Origin of the sequence: uncultured Chloroflexus sp. (assembly GCF_938091255.1) — a bacterium.
Lineage (GTDB): Bacteria > Chloroflexota > Chloroflexia > Chloroflexales > Chloroflexaceae > Chloroflexus.
The window spans coordinates 1-19,550 of the sequence record NZ_CALLJH010000030.1; the positions used below are offsets into that span (position 1 = coordinate 1).

Sequence of the window (19,550 nt, forward strand, 5' to 3'; positions counted from 1 at the left end):
TAGAACATCTGTACTAAAAACTCCTAACACCCCATGTGGGATAATGTGGGATAGTGTGGGATAATGCGGGATACCGAGTGTCAAAGAATTTTGTTTGCCCGGTGCGCTGGAGCCAATCTCGGCTATAATGACAGCAAGGATGCAGAGAAGTCATCTGCGCGCATTGTTTCGGATGACGAACAGTACCGTACCCACGTGACCACACCACCAACCTCAATCGATCTGCGCGTGCTGGCCGAGTTTGCCGAACGGGTGCGCGCGAATGTGGCGCGGGTGATCATTGGCAAGACCGAGGCGATTGACCTGCTCCTGATTGCGCTGCTGTGCGGCGGGCATGTGTTGATCGAGGATGTGCCCGGCGTAGGGAAGACGATGTTGGCCCGTGCCTTGGCGTTGTCGTTGGGGTTGAGTTTCCGGCGGGTGCAGTGTACGCCCGATCTGTTGCCGAACGATTTGACCGGGGTGAGTGTGTACCGTCCCCAGACCGGTCAGTTTGTCTTTCAACCCGGCCCGCTCTTTAGCCATGTGTTGCTGGTTGATGAGATTAATCGGGCGACGCCGCGCACGCAAAGCGCTTTGCTCGAGGCGATGGGTGAGGGGCAGGTGAGTGTTGATGGCGAGACGCACCAGTTGCCGCAGCCGTTTTTGGTTTTGGCGACGCAGAATCCAATCGAGTTTGAGGGCACCTTCCCGTTACCAGAGGCGCAGCTTGACCGGTTTTTGGTGCAGGTGCGGCTGGGCTATCCATCACCGGACGAAGAGGTGCAAATGTTGGCAATGCTGACCGGTGAGCATCCGATTACCCGGATTGAGGCAGTGGTGGATGGTGCACAGGTACCGGTGTTGCAACGGTCATTGTATGGGGTGCGCGTGGCGCCATCGTTGCGCGAATATGTGGTGAAAGTGGCGCAGGCGCTGCGCGCGCATCCTGATTTAGCGCTGGCGATGAGTCCACGTGCGACCTTGGCCCTGTTTCGGGCGGGTCAGGCGCGAGCCGTGCTCGATGGGCGCGATTATGTGTTGCCTGACGATTATAAAGCATTAGCTGTGCCGGTGCTGAGTCATCGCTTGCTAGTGCGTCCGGCGGCGGCGTTGCGCGGGCGCACAGCAGTGGATATTCTGGCTGAGGTGCTAGCGAGTGTCGAATTGCCGCTTGAGTGAGGCGCAAAGGGCGCAACGATCGCAACGGTTTTTGGGCGTCTATCCCCAACCGTCCTTGTGCTCTATACCTAAATTCTCTCGGTGTTCTTCGTGTCTTTGCGTTAAACTCTTTGAGTTCTTCACGTTGAGCCAACCTTATTTGCATGCACACAGGAGTATCACTATGGCAGTGCTGACCTTGACCCGCGATGGGCCGGTGGCTACGCTGACTCTGCAGCGTCCGGCGGTTCACAATGCCTTTAACCCGGACGTGATCGCCGGCATCACCGAGGTTTGCCACGAGGTGCGGCATGATCCGGTGGTGCGGGTGCTGGTGGTGCAAGGAGAGGGGCCTTCGTTCTGCGCAGGTGCCGATTTGAACTGGATGCAAAGTAGCCTTGCGTATTCGCATGAGGAGAATCTTGCTGATGCCACCCGGCTCGATGCGATGTTTACGGCCCTCGATACTTTACCACAGGCAGTGGTAGCACGGGTACACGGTGCAGCGCTCGGTGGCGGAGTCGGATTAGTCTGCTGCGCCGATTATGTCGTAGCTGCTGAGGAGGCAGTGTTTGGCTTGACCGAAGTGCGTTTGGGGTTGTTGCCGGCGGTGATTGCCCGTTTTGTAGTGGGGCGGATCGGCTTCGGCCATGCCCGTGCGCTTTTCGTGACCGGGAGGCGGATCAAGGCGGCGCGGGCGCTGGCGATTGGGTTGGTGCATGAAGTGGTTTCGGCAGACCAGCTTGATGTAGCGGTTGATGGAGTTGTGGCCGATCTGCTGCGCGGCGGCCCGCAGGCAATTGCGGCCAGCAAGGAGTTGCTGCGCGCCGTGCGTAGCGAGCCGCTCGCCGAGGTGCGTCGGTTGGCGATTGAGGCGATCGCGGCGGCGCGTACCGGCCCGGAAGGGCAGGCCGGATTGCGAGCCTTCCTTGAACGGCAGTCACCGCCGTGGGCGCTGGGGTAGTCAAGACGCAAAGGAGGCGAAGGTGCGAAGAATTGATAACACAAAGGTGCGAAGTGCGCAGAGAACGCTAAGGTTTTTTGGGTGTTTACCCCTAACCATACTTACGGCCCATCCTTCCAATGATCTTTGCGACCTTTGCGCTCTTGGCGTCTTTACGTTAACCCCTTTGCGACCTTTGCCTAAGCTTAGAGGTTCATCGTATGCCAACATTCACGATTCGTCCCGCTACAATAAATGATGTGCCGGATATAGCCCGTCTGATTGTGGAGTTGTACCATGCCGAATTGCCTAGTGCGCTGCGTGGTACGCGGTCAGGGCAAGAGCGGTTGGTAGCGTATACGCTGCGCGCCAACGGTGAGGCGGCTCTAGCTCATCGGTATGTGGTTTGTGATGAACAGCAACAGATGATTGGCACTGGCATGGTGCAATTCCCCGGCGCGCCGGTGTTTGAGCGCGCGCCGCGCGGCACGATCGCAGTGGCGCTGCGCGAGATTGGCCTGTTGCCGACGCTGCAATTAGCGGCTACCGTCTCTCGCACCCTGTTCGGCGTTTACCGACACGACGATCCGCAGAGCGCTTTGATCCACAGTGTGGTAGTGGCGGCGGCGGCGCGCGGTCGTGGCGCGGGTCAGGTATTGATCGCCGCGCTGGAAGATCGCATCCGTGCTTGCGGCTTGGCCCGCGCCCGGTTGCAGGTGCTGGCGAGCAATACCGGCGCGCAGCGCTTTTATCACCGGTTAGGCTATCGCGAAGTGTGGCGGTTAGAAGGATGGCGCGCCCGGTTGGGTTGGCCCAGTCTCGTCATGGAAAAAGATGTTGTTTCCCTGTAGTGGCACATAGCGCACGTTCCTCGATGCGCGTCCCTGCTGCTTGCCTACCCCCTCCTCCTCATAAACAATGCCCGGCAGCCTGCTTACGGCGCCACTGCCCGTAACGCGGCGATGGCTCCTTTCATTATCAAATCCCCGTCGTTGACAATGGTCATAAAGTTGAAGCCGAGTGTAGCTAGATCGGCAGCGATTTCGGGGGTGGCGTAGATGCCCGCAGCCAGCCCGTGCTGTTGGCAGACGGCGGTAATACGCTGCAATGCTTCGCGGAAAGATGGTGCGCCAAAATCAACCGGTATCGGCAAACCAAGGCTCAGGCTCAGATCAGCCGGCCCAACATAGAGGCCATCGATGCCGGGTACGTCAGCAATCGCCTCAAGCTGTTCCAGTGCTGTTGCCGTCTCGATCATCGGCATAATCACCGGCAGTCGTGCCACTGCAGCCGGTTCGGCCACACCGTGCGCTACCCCTACCCGCACCGGGCCATAGCTGCGCATGCCTTCCGGTGGGAAACGGCAGGCGGCTACTAAGGCGCGCACATCGTCGGGGCCGTTTATGAGCGGCGCAATAATCCCAGATGCGCCGCGGTCGAGCGCGCGCATAATTGCAGCCGGTTCGTTCCACGCCAACCGCACGAAGACCGGGCAGCGGCGCTGATCGATCGTGTGCAGGATTTGCAATGCGGTTGGATCGTCGATCAGGCCGTGTTGCAAATCAATGGTCAGCGATGGAAAGCCGGCAGCGGCGAGGAGTTCGGCGCTCCACGGACTCGGGATGGTCAGCCACGCATTGTACACGACGGCGCCGGCGGCCCATTGCTGACGAATGCTGTCAATCATAGCTTGCTCCGTGTGATCGCGGAAAGGCATTGCTAGCCGCTTGTACGTGATGTGTCGTTGGCTACTGACTCGGTGTGCTCTTCATCTATCCCCAAAGCCCGCTCGATCCGGTTGAGGCGGACGCTGATCGTGCGCCGCCACTCTTCTTGCTCGACGAGATTGACGCGCGTGCGGTACAGAATCTCTTCTTGCAGCCGACGCAAGCCGCCGACGCGGTCGGCGAGCAACCCGATTAGGAAGATGATCAACGCCATGAGGACCAGTACGCTCCCCACCAGCAGCGATTGATCATTGGTCGCCGACAAAATGTTCAATCGGCGTCCGATAAAGATAAACGCTGCCCGACCGAGCAAAAGAATACCGGGAACCGCAAAGAACATCGCGATGTAGCTAAAGACCTTGAGCGGTTCGTAGGTGGTGTAGGTACGGGCAATGATCGCTGCCTGTCGCTTAATAAAGTTCCAGTTGCCACGGTGCAAACGCGATGGCCGCTTAACCGGATTGGTAGTAATCGGCACGGTAGCGATGGTCAGCCGACGCTTGCCGGCTTGGATCAGGTTTTCGACCGTGTACGAGAAATCTGAGGTGACAAAGGTACGGAGGGCGGCTTCGCGTGAGAGAGCGCGGAAACCAGAGACAGTATCGGGGACGTTGGTTTCTGAGGCCCAACGCACCACCGCGCTGCCGACGTGTTGCAGCGCCTTTTTCAGCGGCGAAAAGTGCTCGATCTGATGTACCTGCCGGTCGCCGATCACAATATCGGCCTTACCGGCGAGGATTGGGGCAATCAAACGCGGAATCTCACTGCCGGGGTATTGGTTGTCAGCGTCAGTATTGACAATAATGTCAGCGCCGAGGCGCAGCGCAGTGTCGATGCCGGTTTGGTAGGCGGTTGCCAACCCCTTATTGGCAGTATGGCGCACGACATGATCGGCGCCGGTAGCGAGGGCAACTGCGACCGTGTCATCGGTGCAGCCATCGTCGATGATCAATACCTCAACCTGATCCACGCCGGGGATGTGGCGGGGGATGGCGCGAATGACGTCGGCAATGGTATCACGTTCGTTGAGGGCTGGAATCTGTACAATCAGTTTCATGCCCGTCCTGTGGTGTGTCGATCACACGCTTACGCCAAGGCGCGAAAAGTGTTCAACGCAAAGACGCCAAGGTGCGAAGGATGTCATCAACCGCTGTACCAGCGCTTGGCTCATATCCGAAACTCTTTTTGTCTTTGCGTTGTACCAAACTTCGCGCCTTTGCGTTCCTTACTTCGCGCCGGCCTCGCCGCGGATGAAGCGCTCGGTGAGATCGCGCGCCTCATAGTCGGTAAACTGGCGCGGCGGCGTCTTCATAAAGTAGCTGCTTGGCCCGTACAGCGCGCCGCCGATCCCGCGATCAAGTGCCAGCTTAGCACAGCGGATCGCGTCGATCACCACGCCCGCCGAATTGGGCGAATCCCACACTTCCAGCTTCAGTTCGAGATTGAGCGGCACATCGCCAAAGGTGGTGCCTTCCATGCGAATATAGCACCACTTGCGATCACCTAGCCACGGCACGTAGTCGCTCGGCCCAACGTGAACATTCTCTGCCGGCAGCTCGTAACCCAACTGTGACGTAACCGCGTTGGTCTTGCTAATCTTCTTGCTCTCGAGCCGCTCGCGTTCGAGCATATTGAGAAAGTCGGTGTTGCCGCCAAAATTCAACTGATAGGTGCGGTCAAGGCGCACGCCGCGCTCTTTGAAGAGGGTAGTCAGCACGCGATGGGTAATGGTCGCGCCGACTTGGCTCTTGATATCGTCGCCGATGATTGGCAACCCCTTCTCTTCAAACCGCCGCCGCCAATACTCTTGGCTGGCGATAAACACTGGAATGCAGTTAATAAAGGCACAGCCGGCATCAAGTACCTGCTCGACGTACCATTTCGTTGCCATCTCGCTGCCGACCGGGAGAAAATTGACTACTACATCGGTGCCAGTCTCGCGCAGAATCCGCACAATATCGTCAGTATCGCGCTTGGATTTACGGATGACCGTGCTGAGATACTTACCGATGCCGTCGTGGGTCATGCCACGCGAGACGGGCACCCCCAGCTTGGGCACGTCGGCAAAGCGATAGGTATTGTTCGGCTCGGCGAAGATCGCCTCGGCCAGATCGCGATCGACCTTAGTATCGGCAATGTCGAACGCCGCCGAAAACTCAATGTCGCCGATGTGGTAGCCGCCGAGATTGACGTGCATCAAGCCGGGGATGTCATCGCCATCGCGGGCATTGCGGTAGTAATGCACTCCTTGTACTAATGAAGAGGCGCAATTGCCAACGCCAATAATCGCAACCCGAATCTTCTTACTCACAGCGCTTCTATCCTTTCACCACTGTATCTTGAGGCAACAGCCGCAGCGTGGCGGCGTGGATCGGCTTGCCATTGTACCCCTGTCGCGCCGCTTTGTAAAATGGGTAGGTCATAGGTTCATTGTGTGAGTGCGGAGCCGCGGCGATGTCGTGGGTCTGCCGTCCAAAGCGATTTCCTTGGCTTGTGAGGATGTTGTTAATGTATAAGATCTAACCATTAGACAAACTGTCCAATCCGATTGCCGAAAGGATTGTACCCTCTCACCGTAGCGCGAGAGATGGCAACTGGTTAGACTACTGATAGGTGCAGATGTTGCACGCTGCCTGTGTAGGCGCAATGGCCAACACCGACGTGGCCCGGTTTGACTATGATCGTTTCGATGCTGCGATGTCGCGTTGCATTGAAGAAAAAGCCTCACCGGGTTTGCTGCCTGCCTCACGCGTTGCGCTCTGTCTGCCCCCCCATGTGATAGAAGCCGAGAGGGAGCATACGACGCCGCCGGTCGCCAATGTGCCGCGGCGTCGTTGCCTGTTTCAGGACCATGTTCGTTCTGGCGGACCGCGTTCGTGCTTGTACTGTAAGGAGTAGGTTCTCATGGCAATGGATGCGAAGGGCGTTATTGAGCTGATCAAAGCCAAAGGAATTCAAATTGTTGACACGCGCTTTACCGATCTCTTCGGCGGGTGGCAGCACTATTCACTGCCGGCCTCGCGGTTGACCGAAGATATGATCCGTGAGGGGTTAGGCTTCGATGGCTCATCGATCAAGGGCTTTCAGGCAATCAACGAGAGCGATATGTTGATGGTGCCGGATCCTTCGACTGCCTTCATCGATCCGACCCTCAGTGTACCGACGCTGGTGCTGATCTGTGACATCATTGACCCGATCACGCGCCAGTCCTACAGCCGTGACCCGCGCACAGTGGCGAAGAAGGCTGAGGCGTATCTGAAGTCAACCGGCATTGCTGACACCGCTTACTTTGGGCCGGAAGCGGAATTCTTCCTCTTTAGCGACGTGCGGTTTGGCCAGAGCGCCAATCAGGGGTTCTACTACATTGACAGCCCCGAAGCGGTGTGGAACACGGGGGCGGAAGTGCCGGGGGGCAACAAGGGCTACCGCATCCGCCACAAAGAGGGCTACTTCCCGGTGCCGCCGACCGACACCTTGCAGGACATCCGCTCGGAGATGATCCTGAAGATGATGGAAATCGGGATCGAGATTGAGCTGCACCACCACGAGGTTGCGACTGCCGGCCAGTGCGAGATCGATATGCGGTTTGACTCGCTGGTCAACATGGCCGACAAGGTGCAGAAGTACAAGTACATTGTGCGCAACGTGGCCCGCGCCCACGGCTACAGCGCAACGTTTATGCCCAAGCCGATCTTCGGCGACAACGGGTCGGGTATGCACACCCACCAGAGCTTGTGGAAGGATGGCGAGCCGCTCTTCTTTGACGAGACGCAGTACGCGCTGCTGTCGAAGACGGCGCAATACTACATTGGCGGTATTCTGAAGCATGCGCCGGCCTTGCTGGCGATCTGTGCGCCGACCACCAACAGCTACCGGCGGCTAGTGCCCGGCTTCGAGGCCCCGATCAACCTCGTCTACTCGATGCGCAACCGCTCGGCGGCCATCCGCATCCCGACCTACAGCTCATCGCCGAAGGCCCGCCGGATCGAATTCCGCGCGCCGGATGCCATGTGCAACCCCTATCTGGCCTTTGCGGCAATGATGATGGCCGGCCTCGACGGCATCCAGAACAAGATCGAGCCACCGCCGCCGCTTGATGTGGACATCTACGAGCTGTCGCCGGAAGAGAAGGCCGATATTCGCGGTACCCCCAGCTCGCTCAACGAGGCGCTCGATGCGCTCGAGCAGGATCACGAATTCCTGCTTAAGGGCGGCGTGTTTACCACCGACCTGCTCGAAGCCTACATCGAGACCAAGCGCAAAGAGGCAGTTGGGTTGGCGTTGCGCCCGCACCCGTATGAGTTCATGATGTACTACGATGCATAATTGATTCGGTAACGCCGCTGTGCCTGCGGGCACGGCGGCGCTGTGCCACTACTACCCTACCGCGCGCGCTTGCGTCCGCGCATGCCGATGAGCAGCAATACGCCCAACAGCACTGTCGAGACCCCAATATAGAGTGCGGCAGCATCAATTGTGATAGCGCCACTGCGCACAAACGACCCAAAACCGGGTATCATCCACACTAGCCAGCTACAGACGATGACGGCCCGCTGTTCGATGACCGACAGCCGCGGCGTTCCCAGCGCCAGCACTGCCGTCGCTGCCCACCCAATCAAGCTAATTAAGACACCTTGCACTTCCATCGCTTCCTCCGTGCTGCTGCATTGCAACCACCGGCTAGCTCTCCGCTGAAACTAGCGGCAACCATCACATGCGATGGCTTTCTGTTCGCATCATAGCAGAGGAATTGGATGGTTTCAACAACTGAAACGCTGCATGATTTGTGCAAAACGTCTAAATTTCACAACCGAATGTAACGGATAGCAATCGCGATCACGGTAATAAACAGCACGATTAGGAGCGAGAACCGGCGCAGCGCGAGCAGGATCGGATCGGCGCGCACAATGGCTTCGGCGTCGGGGAAGAACTGCGCTAGGTGGAGCAACCCAAGCACAATGATGATCAGCGTCAGCACCAAACTGCCAGTGAGCAGCCACGCAAAGCAAAGGAGTGCCGTAATACCGGCAATGCTCCAATAGGTCAGTTGGTTGCCCATATCTGAGTCATTGCTGCGCTGCGGTTCGTCCATGTGATGCTCCTAATGAAGTGATAGGGTCTCTATGAAGTATACCTAAGTTACACCATCCACGGTAGGGGCGAACATCGGTATGCGCCTACCGGTTGGTAATGAAACCGGTATACAATACCTACGTGCGCAACGCACGCTATTTATTTTGTATCGACACTAGGCCCAATATGATCGAAGCCATCCATTTGAGCAAGCAATTCGGTGATTTTGTCGCCGTGCGCGACCTCAATCTAGTCGTCGAACCGGGTGAACTGGTTGCCCTCTTAGGGCCAAATGGCGCTGGCAAGACGACCACGGTGCGGATGCTGGCGGCGATTTTGCCGCCGAGCAGCGGGCAAGCGCGGATCTGCGGCTATGATGTGGTGCGCGAGGCGCAACGGGTGCGCGGGATGGTTGGGTTGTTAACCGAGTATCCCGGTTTGTACGGACGCATGGCGGCGCTTGAGTATTTGGCCTTTTTTGGCGCGCTGCTTGGCCTTGACCCCACTCAGTGTCGCCAGCGCAGTGAAGCGCTCTTGCGCCAATTTGGCCTGTGGGAAGTGCGTGACCGCAACTTAGAGAGTTTTTCCAAGGGCATGCGGCAAAAGATGGCGCTCATCCGCGCGATGATCCACGATCCGCCGGTGCTGTTCCTCGATGAACCAACGACCGCCATGGATCCGCAGAGCGCACGCACGGTGCGCGATGCGATCGGCGAGTTACGCGGTGCGAAGCGTAGTATTCTGCTCACCACCCACAATCTCAGTGAAGCGGAAGAGTTGGCAGACCGAATCGCGATTATTCGCGGTGGCCAGATTATCGCTGCTGGCCCCTTCGCCGAACTGAGCCGTCAATTGCTCGGCGATCCGGCTTTTGAACTGACCTTGGCCCGGCCAGTCGATCAAGACCGAGCATTGGCAATCGCGCGTCATCTGGTGGCGGCAGAGGCGGTGGGCAATAACCGGTTAGTGTGGCAGACCGCCGAGCCGCAGTTGCTGAATCCGGTGATCTTGAACCGGCTCATTGAGGCGGGGATTGAGGTGTATAGCCTTTCTGAACAACCACGCCGGTTGGAAGACCTCTACCTGCGGATTGTGGCCGAGGATGAAGCAGCACCGACGGGAAAGAGCAGGTGATAGTCATGAAACGATTCTCACTCTCCCAGCCTACTACCATCAGCTCTCCCTCGCGCGCGTTGCCGGCGTGGTGGATCATTACCCGGCGCGAGTTGCGTGATACGTTGACCGATTGGCGCTTACTGACGCCAATTGCTCTGCTTTCCCTCGCGCTGCCGGCGCTGGTGGCAGCAGCGGCATTGGTGCTCATTCGTTTTGTCGGCCAAGTTGATCTGGCAATTCAGATTATTCCGTTTGCCATTCTGTTGGTGGGATTTTTGCCAGCCGGCTTCTCGCTGATTCTTGCGCTCGAGTCATTTGCTGGCGAACGCGAGCGCAATACGCTCGAAACGTTGCTGGCGATGCCGCTTGGCGATCGCCAACTGTACCTCGCCAAACTGACGGCGGCGCTGGCGCTGCCACTGCTCGGTGCCTTACTCAGCCAGTTGGTGTTTGGCATGCTCTTGCAACTGTTTGCCTCAGATGTGGCCGCTGTCGCGCTTCAACCGCTGCGGCTGTTGCTGTTGCTGGCATTGGTCGTTACGATGGCGCTAGTAATGGTGAGTGGCGCAGTGATCATCTCGTCACATGTCATAACTGTTCGCGCGGCAAGTCTGCTGTCGAGCCTGATTTTGGTGCCGATGGCGCTGGTCGTGCAACTCATTGCATTTTTCATTGTCAGCGATCGGTGGGAGGTGGTACTGGCAATCTGGTTGGGTCTAAGCGTGCTCGTGTTGCTATTGGTGCAAATCGGGATGCGCTCGTTTAGTCGCGAAGAGCTGCTGGCCCGCGAGCAGATTCGACGACCTTGGTTTGGGCAACGTGCACGAACGCGCCGTCAGATCGAGTGGTTTGGTGGTGGATCGATCTGGATCGTTGCCCGACGTGAGTTGATAGAGATTACCCGTGACTGGCGTTCGGTAGGGTTGCTGAGTTTTCTAGCCGTTTTGATGCCTACCGGCTTGACCGCAGCGATTTACGCGATCTCTCCTCAGCTCGACGACCCGTTGACGCTTGCGCCGCTGATTCCGTTTGGCGGCGTGCTGGCCGGCTTTGTGCCGATTAGCTTTGCGCTGGTGGCGGCGCTTGAGTCGTTTGTAGGGGAGCGTGAACGCAATACGCTTGAAGCGCTCTGTGCAGCGCCCATTTCAGATCGCCAACTTTTTCTTGGCAAGTTGGTCGGTACGTTGCTGATTCCGCTGGTCACTGCTCTCATCACCCAGTACCTCTTCTACGGGCTGGTGGCGGTAAATTTTCCCGCCATGTATGCCGATGGAATGTCACTAGCTTTGCTGGGACAAATGGGATTGCTCACCATTACTGTAGCGGTCGTGCTGGTAACCGGCGCAGTGAGTCTCTCGATCCACGCCGGCAGTATACGCGAGGCGTCGCTGCTTGCGTCGGGGATTTTGTTGCCGACGACGGTGCTGTTGCAAATTCAAGCGCCTTACTTCATTGCCCGCCGGTTTGATGTCATCTGGCTGGCGATGCTCGCGTTAGTGGTCGTGGCGATGGCCTTTTTACGGAGCGGGTTGCAAACCTTTCAGCGCGCTGCGATCTTTTCGCGCAGCCGTGAAGAGATGGGCTTACGCCGGCTCTGGTCGGTCTTTCGCTGCTTCTTCAACGAGTACCACCCGGCGGGGACGCCGCTTTATGCCTACGCTGGGTTGCCGTTTTCGCCGAAACGCTTCTATCGTTACGAGCTACCAGCGTTGCTGCGCGAATTACGTTTACCATTGGCGGTCAGTGGGTTGGCCGCAGTGGGGGGAAGTGTTTTTGGTTTTGGGAAGGCAGCAACGTGGGTGTTGCCGCCAGTCGAGCGGATGCTTGATCAGATTGCGACCGGCCCAGCGCCATCGCTGTGGTTGGCACTGTTTGTGTTTCTCAACAACATACGGGTATCAGTCCTCTCTAATCTACTCGCGCCGTTCAGTCTTGGCGTATTTCCCTTCCTCGTGCCGGCGACGGTCTTTGCTCAGATTGGCTATGTCTGTGGGCGGCTGATCGAACGCGGCGGGGTCGGGCTTGATAGTCCGTTGACCTTCCTTGTTGCGTATCTGTTGCCGCACGGCATCATCGAGCTGCCCACGTTTTTGCTCAGCGCCGCGTTAGGCTTGCGCATGGGTGCCGCATTGCTCACCGCGCCGGGAGAGTTTACCGTGGGCGAGAACCTACTTTGGGCAATCGCCCAAGCGACGAAGGTCTGGCTACTGCTGATTGTGCCGTTGGTGTTGGTGGCGGCGCTCATCGAAGGATTGCTTACGCCGCTCGTCATTATGTGGGCGTATTAATATCGAGCACCATGATCGGTATTGTCCGCCCGGCCCGGCGGGCATAGGCGACAAAGCCGGGATAGTAGCGCACAGCCCGTTCCCACAGTTCGAGATATTCGATGCCGGTGGCTTCGCGCGCCCAACAGGTAAAGGTGTGACCGTAGATGTTCACCTGTACCTGCGGATTAGCACGCATGTTGTAATACCAGTCGGGATGGCGATTACGGCCAAAGTTCGATGCCACCAGCACAATCCGATTGCCGTCAGGCAAGAAGAGCAACGGTGTGCGCCGTTGCGCGCCGCTGCGTGCGCCGGTGGTGATCAGAGTAAGTGTTGGGTAGACGAACGAAACAATCCCCATCCGCCCACCGGTCAGTTGGAGCACGAGGCGGTCGAGGGGCTGGACACAGGTGCGCACAAACCATGCGCCGGGACGAGTGGCCGAAAGATGGGCGATGATCAGTTGGAAACGGCGAAAGAGACGCATAGTGACTCGCTGAGAAAATACAGAGATGGCGAATGTTAGGAGAGACGAACGATCGATCTGTCTCTTGTATGGGCTATGAGTTGGCAGATACGTATGCCACACCATGATGCCATGAGGTTGAGCTTTTTGAGACTTTTGCCCCCCGGAAGGGGGCGGCGTGCCGCGCCCCTACAATATGCAATGATGCCATGAGTTGAGCTTTTTGGGGCTTTTGACCGCTATAATTTGCTGATATGGCCGAGCGGACTGTGCATAGACACAACAACCGCTATGCCAACCTGTTTTTGGCGGCTACCGTTTGAGTGCTGTGATTACTTGATAAGACAAAAATCTGTTATGATACAGAGCAGTACCGATTCTCGCTGCAACCCACGCACGGAGATCCGTTCATGTCTGAGATCGCTTTCGACCACGCCGCTGCCATGCGCCGGATTATCGGCGCTTTATTTGTGACGCAGAGTTTAGCATCGGCTGCGGTTATCGCGAACATTGCGGTGAATGCAATTGCCGGCGCTCGACTGAGCGGGAATGACGCGCTGGCTGGCTTACCGGCAACGCTGATGCTCGCCGGCGCGGCGCTGTCGGCCTATCCTGCTGGCAGGGCGATGCAGCGGTTTGGCCGCCGGCCCGGCCTTATCACCGGTATGTTGTTGGGTTTGGCAGGGATGCTGGTCGATGGGATCGCCGTGCTCAGCCACTCATTTTTGCTCTTCTTAGGCGGGCTATTTCTGGTTGGGATGGCGCGCGGGATTATTGACCAGAGCCGTTACGCGGCGGCTGATGCGGTGCTGCCCGATCGACGGGCGGGTGCGATCAGCACGATTGTCTTTGCGGGGACGATTGGTGCGGTGGGGGGGCCGTTGTTAGTAGGGCCGTTGGGCCAGTTCGCGGCGGCGAGCGGATTGCCCGAACTCACCGGGCCAATGTTTGGCGGCGCACTATTGTTCGCACTAGCGGCGCTGATCATGTTTCTCGGTTTACGTCCTGATCCGCGCGTGCTAGCGTTGCGGGTGGCGGCACAGGCGACCACATCCTCGCCCACCCTAGCCGTGCCGGCGCGCTCGCTGCGCGCCATCTTGCGCCTGCCGCTAGTGCGGGCGGGGTTGGTGAGCATGGTGCTTGGTCAGGTTGTCATGGTGTTAGTGATGAGTGTCACCTCACTCCACATGAGCCACCATGCCCATGGCCTTGACAGTATTTCGCTGGTGATCGGCGCTCACACCTTTGGCATGTTTGGGCTGTCAATGTTCACCGGCCGGATCGCTGATCGGCTTGGCCGTTCATTGACCATCGTTCTCGGCGCGCTGATGTTGATTGCAGGGGCGCTGATTGCGCCGGCGTCGCTGCTGACGCCGTGGCTGGCCTTGGGGTTGTTTTTGGTGGGATTGGGATGGAACTTTTGCTACATCGCCGGATCGTCATTGTTGGCCGACGCTATTACCCCTGCCGAACGCGGTGCGGTGCAGGGGGCGAGTGATCTGCTGGTCAATCTAGGATCGGCGTTTGGTAGTCTGAGTAGCGGGTTTATTTTGGCCGGATTTGGCTATCTGATCCTCTGTCTGATTGGCGCTACGCTCAGTTTAGCGCCGCTAAGCGCGGCTATGTGGTGGGGACAGCAGACCCGCCAATTGGCGGCGGGAACTGATTGAGGGTTGAGGAGTAGGCGACCCGGGTTGCGCTCTTGGCTCGGAATGATGAATATCATTCAGTTAGGAAAGGAGTTAGCTGCGCTTTATGCCACCATCACCGTTTCCAACTTTTTGGGATGCGCTCCACCGGCCACCGGCGCGGCAACTACGCTGCCGGCTGAGACGTATTCATCACGAACCGGCCAGTCGGCGTAGTCCGTTGCTCTTGCTGCACGGATTTCCCGACTCCGAGCAGATGTACGACGCTTACATCACACCAGCCGAACGTGAGCAGGATTGGTTGCGTGGACGGAGTATCTATGCCATCGTGTTACCGAACCGGCGCACCAATCCAAATTGGCCGTCATTGCACGATCTGTGGCACGGGCGATTGGCGCGTGAAGTAGCGGCGCTCATCGATGTGGTAATTGCGGCTAGCCCAACCGACAAAGTGACGATTATTGCCCATAATTGGGGGGCGACCTTTACGTGGATGCGGGTACGGCAACGGCCCGATCTCCCTATCGAGCGGATGGTCGCGTTGTCAGTTGGATCGTCATTCCGCTACGATGTTGGCGAACACGGGGTAGGGGCATTGTGGTGGTTGTATGGGGTGTTGTTTGGCTTGCCGTATTATCTGCCGCCAGCGCGATTCCTTACCGCAGCGGCACTGATAGCCGGCGGCTATCGCGCCCCAGATGCAGATAAGGCTGCCTATGACAGCTTTCATTACTGGGACTGGCCGTTGACGTTGGCTCGGTTGCCGTGGCGACTGGCCGGTTATGGACAACAACCACCATTCACCGATATTCGCTTCCCAGTGCTCTTCATCCGTAGCCCACTTGACCGGATTGCCGCTACCGCTGGGTTTGAACAAGCGTTGCGGCAGCGTCCTGACTGCGTTGTGCATCTGACCGATAATCCGCATTGGTTTCCTGAACAAAGGCCGGCAGAGGTCCTGAGATTGGTACGATCTTTTCTCGCCGATGAAGCGAGCAGCCTGTACATTTGATACGTTGATTCAATGTGCTACAATACCGGCAGAAACATAGACTTCCGTACCCGATATGGCAGTATATGCTCTCATCACTATGGAACTGGTTTCTCGCCGTACCCACCTCTGACGCCGAACTGCAACGGCGAGGCAGAAATCTGCTGATCATTGGGGTGGTGTTAGTTGTGATGTCGGTACTGTCGATCCCCTTAGTCCTCATTCAGCCTGATCCCTTACCGCAATTAATCGCTAACCTATTCGGTCTTGCTCTTGTTGTAGCTATCATCGTAGTTGCTCGACTCGGATGGGTAGATCAGGCCACTATAGGCTTGATCATTATCCTTGTGGTCAGTTTTGCGGTGATTCCCTTTGGTACCGGTCAGATAGGGCTTGTACCGATCTTTGCGGTCGTTGCTGTGGTAACGGCTGCGGTCATTGGCCGCGAGAGCCACGTTGTGTTTGCGGCTGGGGCTGGCATTGTCGGGATGGTCAGCCAATGGTTCGGGGTCTCGATGCGGCCGCAAGTAGCGCCTTCAGCTGGTGAGATCGTTGTTGTCGGCATCTTGCTAACGGTGGTTTGCGGCTTGATTGCTAGCATAGGGACGCGCAGCGTGCAGCGGGCGATCGAGGTTGCTGCGACAGCGCAAATGAAGGCTGAGGGTTTAGCGCAACAGTTGGTTGAAGCGAATCAGGCGCTTGAAATACGCGTCGCCGAGCGCACTGCGGCTTTGCAAGCAGCGTTAGCAGAGAGTGAGCAACGACAGGCAGCGTTAGCTGCGGCGTTGGCCGAAAATGAGCGACAACGGCGTGAAATTCGTGACTTGAGCGTGCCGATTTTAGCAGTTCGTGATGATACGCTAGTCATGCCGCTGATCGGTATGCTCGATGGCGAACGGCTGGCATTGGCTCAGCAGCGCGCTCTGCACGCGATCGAACAACAGCGGGCGCGATCGTTGTTGGTTGATATCACCGGGGTGCCCTTCGTTGATCAAGCGGCGGCTCACAGCCTCGTTGCGCTAGCGCGTAGTGTGCGGTTGTTAGGGGCGCGGCTGACATTGATCGGGGTTAGTCCTGAGGTGGCACAGACCATTATCGGGCTGGGCATCGAATTGCATGACATGAGTGTTGCGCGCGATTTACGTGATGCAGTGATGCGTGGAAGTACACCTTCTTCGATGTAGACGAAGTCGCCTGCTATCTCAACGCCTGATACATCTCGCTATGGGCTGCTGCAATCAGTTGCCAATCAAACCGACGGGCGACGGCACGAGCCGCTTCACCGAGGCGAGTGCGCGCGGCCGGGTTATCCAGCAAAGCGCTGATCGCAGCAGTAAAGGCATCAGGTTGGGCGGCAGCAAATTGCACTGCCCCGGTCAGAGCGGCGGCGGTAGCTGCCGAAGCAGGCGGTGTGGTAACGATGACGCAGCCATGCGCAAGCGCCGCCAAGAGGCTGCCGCGCCGCAACGATGCACCGTCGCGGAACGGTAGCGCGATCACATCGCAGGCGCTCAGGTAGGCCGAGACCTGCGTCGCGGTGACGTGACCGGTGACGATCACCCGATGGCGCAGACCGGTCATTGTAAGGCGTTGCTGCACCGAATCGGCGTAAGTGCGATCGGTCGGCGAGGTAGCGCCGCCACCGATAATCAGCAGGTGCCAATCTGGTTGACTGGCGACCACGTCGATGAGCAGATCGATCCCCTTGCCCGGTGACAACAGGCCAAAATAGCCAATGAGCGCTTCGTTGGCAGTCACACCGAGGCATGTGCGCCACGCATCGCGATCGTAATCCGGTGGGAGCGATGGTTCAATATTGGCGCCAATCGGGATGAGACGAGGTTGAATACCGGCAGCGCGCAGGGTGGCTTCGTCTTCAGGGTTGGTGACTACAACTGCCGTGGCCGAGCGTGCCGGTAGCAATGTTACCCAATTGCGCACTGGCCCAGCTTTGGGGAAGAGGTACGGTGGCAGCAAGTCGTGATACGTGATAGCGGTTGTAATGCCTGTCCGACGTAGCAATAGCGGCAGCATATTCACGCCGATCTGTAAGTTGTAGGCACCAGTCTGGTACTGGATATGGCACCACGTAGGTCGTAATCGGCGCACGATCTTGACCAGTCGAACGGCGGCAAGTAGCCGCCAACTTGCCCCGTTCCGTGGTGTTGGCAGTGCTTTGTCGCCGCTGCTCGTAGCCTGCCATAGTCGCCAACGGCCCTGCGCTGCAGTCAGCGTCATAACCTCATACCCAGTGGACGCAAGCGTCTGGGCCAATCGTTGGGTGTAGTCACCGACACCTCCCGGTTGTGGTGGATATTCGCCAGTGATGAACAAAATCCGCATCTGATGCTCTCCATAGCTGCACGTACTGGCATACAATACCACAAACAAGAGACGATTAGACAGATTCTGGGCAATGGATAGTGTGCTGCTCGACTGGCCCCAGCCTTGTAAGGGGTTGACTAGACCGCAGCGTTGGCTTGAAGCAATAGTCTCGATGAGATGGTCGCACCCATGCTCAGCAATGTGACTTTGTCACTGATCAAAGCGGATGAATCTGCTATAACAGAGAAGTAGGCATGATAAGAACAACGGTACGAGGAGGTGGGATAATGACTCCGAATATGGGAAACGTTGATCGGATTGCGCGGGTGGTGATTGCGCTCTTGCTCGGATTGATGATTGTCACCGGTGTGCTAAGCGGGGCGTTGGCATGGATTGGTGGCATTCTGGCGGTGGTGTTTCTGGCCACTAGCGCGATCGGTTTCTGCCCGCTGTATCTGCCCTTTGGGATTAAGACGCGCTAAAACAATCTTCCCACGGAAGCAGCGGGGTACGGAGGGGAGCAGCACAACGCGCTGCGGCGTACACTGCATGCTACCGATGCGCAGAGATTAGATGGCTGGCATAGATCCAACGCTCATCGCCGATTAGGAAAATTATCGTAAACCGGAGCGAGACACCTTTGGTCTCGCTCCGGTTTTTTGCCCCAGTACATAAGAGGCTGCTCGCAGGCTTTTGGGGAGCGCTCTTTTTTGTGCGATGTGGATAACCGGTGAGCGTATGAACGTACCAAAGCGAACTCAAGCCGCTGCTGAGCGCACATAGACCGCTCCAAGCCTATATTAGCCGGCCATGGAGCGTTGCATGCGTTCAGCGCAGAAGGTCTGCGTACACAGATTGGCGCGAAAGAACCACTCGCCCATGATACTTGTTCATAGGCAAGATATTCATCATCTTCACCAAGGCCCCTCCACAACTTCTTCATATCTGCTTCTTACACTGAGTGTAGGAAGAGCGAGTTTGGCAGGAGGATCCTATGAAACAACGACCCCAAAACTGGAACCATTTGCTGATTGACAGTGTTATGTTCATCGCCTTTCTCATCACTACTGCCCCCAGCTTCAGCGGGCTAGCTATCCACGAGTGGTTGAGTTTGGCGTTGGCTGGGATGATCATCACCCATTTGCTGCTGCACTGGCAATGGATCGTTACCATCGGCAAGCGGCTGTTTGCCAAGACAATATGGCGGTCGCGTTTGAACTATCTACTCAATGCGCTGCTGTTCCTCGCCTTTACCATCACGGTTGCTACCGGCGTGCTGATGTCGCGTGAAGCGTTGCCATTGTTCGGGATCACGCTGCCGCGCGATCGCACGCTCGAAATCCTTCACCGGCAGGCGTCGGATCTGACGGTGATCATTCTCGGTTTGCACGTCGCGATTCACTGGAGTTGGATTGTAGGTATGTTCCGCCGGATCTGGCCGTTGCGCAAACCGACTCGCCAACCGGCGGTGGCGCAGCTAGAGGAGGTGCGGCAATGAAAACACTCGGACGCATCTTGATCATTGTTGGTGTGGCAGTATTGGTGGCGATGGGGTTCAACTGGCTGCGAGTGAACCATCTGCTACCGGTGACGCAGGTGGCGGCGCGTGAAGAGGGGGGTCGCGGGCGCGAGCGCAGTGCGGTCATCTTTAGCGGCGAGCGGGAAAACGGCGCATTGGCCGGTCGCGGCGAGCATCGTATCAACGAAGCGCCGTCATTGGCGAACGCCGGTGAGTTGGGCGAGGCGTTGATCAAGATCGGTCTTATCACGATCGTTGTCGTGATCATTGACCGGCTCATCAGGCTGTTCAAACATCGCCAACGCCAAGCCGCAGTCACTTCATAAACGGC

19 protein-coding genes are annotated in these 19,550 nt (G+C 57.6%); 12 read left to right on the forward strand and 7 right to left on the reverse strand.

What is annotated here, in order from left to right; translation table 11 throughout:
* Nucleotides 1-195 precede the first annotated feature (195 nt).
* The 3 genes from Q1A00_RS11070 to Q1A00_RS11080 all read left to right on the forward strand — a co-directional run bounded on the left by Q1A00_RS11070 (nt 196) and on the right by Q1A00_RS11080 (nt 2,934).
* Nucleotides 196-1,161, forward strand: coding sequence for a MoxR family ATPase (locus Q1A00_RS11070; RefSeq protein WP_299756786.1), 966 nt, complete (start codon nt 196-198; stop codon nt 1,159-1,161).
* 163 nt (nt 1,162-1,324) lie between these two features.
* Entirely contained in the window at nt 1,325-2,104 is a 780-nt protein-coding gene (locus Q1A00_RS11075) for an enoyl-CoA hydratase-related protein (RefSeq protein WP_298408827.1), read from the forward strand.
* 200 nt (nt 2,105-2,304) lie between these two features.
* Nucleotides 2,305-2,934, forward strand: a complete 630-nt coding sequence (locus Q1A00_RS11080; RefSeq protein WP_299756789.1) for a GNAT family N-acetyltransferase — start codon at nt 2,305-2,307, stop codon at nt 2,932-2,934.
* An 83-nt stretch (nt 2,935-3,017) separates the two neighbouring features.
* Here Q1A00_RS11080 and Q1A00_RS11085 read toward each other — a convergent pair whose 3' ends face one another.
* The 3 genes from Q1A00_RS11085 to Q1A00_RS11095 all read right to left on the reverse strand — a co-directional run bounded on the left by Q1A00_RS11085 (nt 3,018) and on the right by Q1A00_RS11095 (nt 6,121).
* Nucleotides 3,018-3,770: an aldolase/citrate lyase family protein gene (locus Q1A00_RS11085; RefSeq protein WP_298408805.1), complete on the reverse strand. Its 753-nt coding sequence runs from the start codon at nt 3,768-3,770 to the stop codon at nt 3,018-3,020.
* Nucleotides 3,771-3,802: 32 nt separating this feature from the next.
* The gene (locus Q1A00_RS11090; protein WP_298408803.1) at nt 3,803-4,867 is read right to left on the reverse strand and encodes a glycosyltransferase family 2 protein; all 1,065 of its coding nucleotides are present in this window, start codon (nt 4,865-4,867) and stop codon (nt 3,803-3,805) included.
* Nucleotides 4,868-5,035: 168 nt separating this feature from the next.
* Entirely contained in the window at nt 5,036-6,121 is a 1,086-nt protein-coding gene (locus tag Q1A00_RS11095; RefSeq protein ID WP_299756793.1) for an inositol-3-phosphate synthase, read from the reverse strand.
* Between the two features lie 593 nt (nt 6,122-6,714).
* Between Q1A00_RS11095 and glnA the strand changes: the two genes are divergently transcribed.
* Nucleotides 6,715-8,136: a type I glutamate--ammonia ligase gene (glnA, locus tag Q1A00_RS11100; RefSeq protein ID WP_298408796.1), complete on the forward strand. Its 1,422-nt coding sequence runs from the start codon at nt 6,715-6,717 to the stop codon at nt 8,134-8,136.
* 56 nt (nt 8,137-8,192) lie between these two features.
* On the opposite strand, the gene Q1A00_RS11105 is transcribed toward glnA, so the two are convergent.
* Nucleotides 8,193-8,456, reverse strand: a complete 264-nt coding sequence (locus Q1A00_RS11105) for a hypothetical protein (protein ID WP_299756796.1) — start codon at nt 8,454-8,456, stop codon at nt 8,193-8,195.
* Nucleotides 8,457-8,614: 158 nt separating this feature from the next.
* Nucleotides 8,615-8,902, reverse strand: a complete 288-nt coding sequence (locus Q1A00_RS11110) for a hypothetical protein (protein WP_298408789.1) — start codon at nt 8,900-8,902, stop codon at nt 8,615-8,617.
* Between the two features lie 167 nt (nt 8,903-9,069).
* Here Q1A00_RS11110 and Q1A00_RS11115 point away from each other — a divergent pair, with 167 nt between their 5' ends.
* Together Q1A00_RS11115 and Q1A00_RS11120 are read left to right on the forward strand one after the other, a co-directional pair.
* Nucleotides 9,070-10,017, forward strand: a complete 948-nt coding sequence (locus Q1A00_RS11115; protein ID WP_298408788.1) for an ABC transporter ATP-binding protein — start codon at nt 9,070-9,072, stop codon at nt 10,015-10,017.
* Between the two features lie 5 nt (nt 10,018-10,022).
* Nucleotides 10,023-12,287 carry an ABC transporter permease subunit gene (locus Q1A00_RS11120; protein ID WP_298408786.1) on the forward strand — a complete coding sequence of 755 codons (2,265 nt, stop codon included), beginning with the start codon at nt 10,023-10,025 and terminating at the stop codon, nt 12,285-12,287.
* Here Q1A00_RS11120 and Q1A00_RS11125 read toward each other — a convergent pair.
* Complete coding sequence (locus Q1A00_RS11125; protein ID WP_298408783.1) at nt 12,271-12,756, reverse strand: nitroreductase/quinone reductase family protein; 486 nt, start codon at nt 12,754-12,756, stop codon at nt 12,271-12,273. The genes Q1A00_RS11120 and Q1A00_RS11125 overlap by 17 nt on opposite strands.
* A gap of 389 nt (nt 12,757-13,145) precedes the next feature.
* Here Q1A00_RS11125 and Q1A00_RS11130 point away from each other — a divergent pair, with 389 nt between their 5' ends.
* From Q1A00_RS11130 to Q1A00_RS11140, 3 genes are all read left to right on the forward strand, one after another.
* Nucleotides 13,146-14,405: an MFS transporter gene (locus Q1A00_RS11130; protein WP_298408774.1), complete on the forward strand. Its 1,260-nt coding sequence runs from the start codon at nt 13,146-13,148 to the stop codon at nt 14,403-14,405.
* Nucleotides 14,406-14,490: 85 nt separating this feature from the next.
* Nucleotides 14,491-15,396 (forward strand): alpha/beta hydrolase, encoded by a 906-nt coding sequence (locus tag Q1A00_RS11135; protein WP_298408773.1) that lies wholly within the window; start codon nt 14,491-14,493, stop codon nt 15,394-15,396.
* A gap of 65 nt (nt 15,397-15,461) precedes the next feature.
* Nucleotides 15,462-16,559, forward strand: a complete 1,098-nt coding sequence (locus Q1A00_RS11140) for an STAS domain-containing protein (RefSeq protein WP_298408771.1) — start codon at nt 15,462-15,464, stop codon at nt 16,557-16,559.
* A 13-nt stretch (nt 16,560-16,572) separates the two neighbouring features.
* On the opposite strand, the gene Q1A00_RS11145 is transcribed toward Q1A00_RS11140, so the two are convergent.
* The gene (locus Q1A00_RS11145) at nt 16,573-17,718 is read right to left on the reverse strand and encodes a glycosyltransferase (RefSeq protein ID WP_298490610.1); all 1,146 of its coding nucleotides are present in this window, start codon (nt 17,716-17,718) and stop codon (nt 16,573-16,575) included.
* A gap of 269 nt (nt 17,719-17,987) precedes the next feature.
* On the opposite strand from Q1A00_RS11145, the gene Q1A00_RS11150 reads away from it, so the two are divergent.
* From Q1A00_RS11150 to Q1A00_RS11160, 3 genes are all read left to right on the forward strand, one after another.
* A complete protein-coding gene (locus tag Q1A00_RS11150; RefSeq protein WP_298408764.1) occupies nt 17,988-18,182 on the forward strand; it encodes a DUF2892 domain-containing protein in 195 nt (64 codons plus the stop codon).
* Between the two features lie 512 nt (nt 18,183-18,694).
* Nucleotides 18,695-19,198, forward strand: coding sequence for a DUF4405 domain-containing protein (locus Q1A00_RS11155; protein ID WP_299756803.1), 504 nt, complete (start codon nt 18,695-18,697; stop codon nt 19,196-19,198).
* The gene (locus Q1A00_RS11160; RefSeq protein ID WP_298408759.1) at nt 19,195-19,545 is read left to right on the forward strand and encodes a hypothetical protein; all 351 of its coding nucleotides are present in this window, start codon (nt 19,195-19,197) and stop codon (nt 19,543-19,545) included. Before Q1A00_RS11155 ends, Q1A00_RS11160 begins: the two co-directional genes overlap by 4 nt.
* Nucleotides 19,546-19,550 lie beyond the last annotated feature (5 nt).

Coding starts and splice junctions, on each gene's coding strand:
- Q1A00_RS11075 (WP_298408827.1), top strand. CDS start 1,325: ATGGCAGTGCTGACCTTGACCCGCGATGGGCCGGTGGCTACGCTGACT.
- Q1A00_RS11080 (WP_299756789.1), top strand. CDS start 2,305: ATGCCAACATTCACGATTCGTCCCGCTACAATAAATGATGTGCCGGAT.
- Q1A00_RS11085 (WP_298408805.1), bottom strand. CDS start 3,770: ATGATTGACAGCATTCGTCAGCAATGGGCCGCCGGCGCCGTCGTGTAC.
- Q1A00_RS11090 (WP_298408803.1), bottom strand. CDS start 4,867: ATGAAACTGATTGTACAGATTCCAGCCCTCAACGAACGTGATACCATT.
- glnA (WP_298408796.1), top strand. CDS start 6,715: ATGGCAATGGATGCGAAGGGCGTTATTGAGCTGATCAAAGCCAAAGGA.
- Q1A00_RS11105 (WP_299756796.1), bottom strand. CDS start 8,456: ATGGAAGTGCAAGGTGTCTTAATTAGCTTGATTGGGTGGGCAGCGACG.
- Q1A00_RS11110 (WP_298408789.1), bottom strand. CDS start 8,902: ATGGACGAACCGCAGCGCAGCAATGACTCAGATATGGGCAACCAACTG.
- Q1A00_RS11115 (WP_298408788.1), top strand. CDS start 9,070: ATGATCGAAGCCATCCATTTGAGCAAGCAATTCGGTGATTTTGTCGCC.
- Q1A00_RS11120 (WP_298408786.1), top strand. CDS start 10,023: ATGAAACGATTCTCACTCTCCCAGCCTACTACCATCAGCTCTCCCTCG.
- Q1A00_RS11125 (WP_298408783.1), bottom strand. CDS start 12,756: ATGCGTCTCTTTCGCCGTTTCCAACTGATCATCGCCCATCTTTCGGCC.
- Q1A00_RS11130 (WP_298408774.1), top strand. CDS start 13,146: ATGTCTGAGATCGCTTTCGACCACGCCGCTGCCATGCGCCGGATTATC.
- Q1A00_RS11135 (WP_298408773.1), top strand. CDS start 14,491: ATGCCACCATCACCGTTTCCAACTTTTTGGGATGCGCTCCACCGGCCA.
- Q1A00_RS11140 (WP_298408771.1), top strand. CDS start 15,462: ATGCTCTCATCACTATGGAACTGGTTTCTCGCCGTACCCACCTCTGAC.
- Q1A00_RS11145 (WP_298490610.1), bottom strand. CDS start 17,718: ATGCGGATTTTGTTCATCACTGGCGAATATCCACCACAACCGGGAGGT.
- Q1A00_RS11150 (WP_298408764.1), top strand. CDS start 17,988: ATGACTCCGAATATGGGAAACGTTGATCGGATTGCGCGGGTGGTGATT.
- Q1A00_RS11155 (WP_299756803.1), top strand. CDS start 18,695: ATGAAACAACGACCCCAAAACTGGAACCATTTGCTGATTGACAGTGTT.
- Q1A00_RS11160 (WP_298408759.1), top strand. CDS start 19,195: ATGAAAACACTCGGACGCATCTTGATCATTGTTGGTGTGGCAGTATTG.